Here is a 1480-nt window from a genome sequence, read left to right as displayed (position 1 = left end):
GACCCGCCCTGGAGTACTCCAGCGTATTCCAGCCTCCCGCGCGCCCGGTCCCGACGTGGGCGTTTGCTGGTTGCGGCGCCCGGCGGGCCGGCCGGGCCGCGGCCAGGTGGGAGCGGCTCATGCAGATTCACTGAACGGATCCGAAGCACTCTGATGCGGACGTGAACAACAAAAAGGGCTTGGCGGGGGCGCCGCGACACCCCCGCCAAGCCTTATCGCTCTCGCCCTACCGGCGCTCCTCGAACACCTTCTCCTGCAGCCGGTAGCCGCTGCGGATGTAGTTGGCGCAGCCGTCGTTCGAGCACTCATACACGATCGTCGAGCCCTTGGCCTCCTTGCGCTCGCTGACCTTCCGGTACATCAGGCGGCGGCAGACGCGGCAGGTAGGTCCCATCGGCATGGTCGTGTTCCCCTTTCGCTGGAAAACGTGGTCGGATCAGAAAACGGAGTGTTGGATCTTCGGCCGGGGCAGCGGGATGAACGGCGCGAGCTCCGGGGCGACCCAGTAGGTCGGCGTCTGGAACGCGTCGCCGATGTGCGCGTACAGGGCGTACGCCGAGTCCGCGCGCAGCCAGTCCCAGTGCACCCGGCTCTCGTCCTCGTCGCTCTTGCGCCCCTCGACCACGGCCACGTGCGTGCCGTCCGGCTCGCAGCGCACGTACACCACGTTCGAGTCCTCCTCCGAGGTCACCTGCGCCAGCCGCCGCAGCTCACCAGCACCCAGCGGGATGATCCGGGTCGAGTCCGCCGGGGGCAGCGGCGCCCCCGTCAGCCACGGCTCGTCCCCCGTGCGCGAACGCAGCCAGAAGTCCCAGTCCCCTCCGGTCAGGAACTTCGGCGGCACGCCGTTCGCGCGCAGGAACTCGAGCGCGGCCATCCGCACCTCGGCGTAGCGCGGATGCTCGTAGTCGTACGCGATCAGATTCCCGATCGTGCGCGACGCCCCGTACAGCGCCCACCCCCCGCCCGGCCGCACCGCCGCGACCAGCGCCTCCACGAACCCCGCCGGATCCGCCTGCGCGAACTCCAGCAACGGGCTCTGCAGCTGCGACCACACGTCGATCCCCGGCGCCAGCCGGGTCGAGTCGAACTCGTACTGCCCGAACAGATCCATGCGCGTGACGACGTCGGCCGGCAACCGTGCCCCGGCCTCCCTCCGACTGAACAGAGCCATGCCGAACACCCTCCACTCCAACACCGCGCGAGCCCCGGACACCACGTCCCCGCCACTCGCGCCTCGACCTCCGTTCTAGGCCGCCCGCCACCCCCCGGACAACGGATCCGGGCCCGCTCCGGAAAAGTCCGGAAAACCGGAAAATCAATGCTCGGGAACCTTAGGATCGTCAGGCGGGAGCAATCCGGTCAGGGAGGGAGATCTCGGTGCAGATCGATGTCACGTCGTTCGATCCTCACGGGGCGGGCGAGCGGGAGTTCGAGGGCTACTACGAGCTGATGGTGGGGTGTCTGGAGGCGGACAACC

General features: G+C 68.9%; 2 protein-coding genes. Both read right to left on the bottom strand.

Translation table 11 applies throughout. From position 1 onward, the window contains the following. Window positions 1-226 precede the first annotated feature (226 nt). Window positions 227-400, bottom strand: coding sequence for a hypothetical protein (locus KDL01_RS41065; RefSeq protein ID WP_212534135.1), 174 nt, complete (start codon window positions 398-400; stop codon window positions 227-229). Window positions 401-436: 36 nt separating this feature from the next. After that, the gene (locus tag KDL01_RS41060; RefSeq protein ID WP_212534134.1) at window positions 437-1174 is read right to left on the bottom strand and encodes a hypothetical protein; all 738 of its coding nucleotides are present in this window, start codon (window positions 1172-1174) and stop codon (window positions 437-439) included. Window positions 1175-1480 lie beyond the last annotated feature (306 nt).

Source organism: Actinospica durhamensis (assembly GCF_018139695.1).
Lineage (GTDB): Bacteria > Actinomycetota > Actinomycetes > Streptomycetales > Catenulisporaceae > Actinospica > Actinospica durhamensis.
This window is presented reverse-complemented; position numbering and strand designations above follow the sequence as displayed.

Excerpts from the sequence above, each read along its gene's own strand:
- KDL01_RS41065 (WP_212534135.1), bottom strand. The coding sequence starts at position 400 with ATGCCGATGGGACCTACCTGCCGCGTCTGCCGCCGCCTGATGTACCGG.
- KDL01_RS41060 (WP_212534134.1), bottom strand. The coding sequence starts at position 1,174 with ATGGCTCTGTTCAGTCGGAGGGAGGCCGGGGCACGGTTGCCGGCCGAC.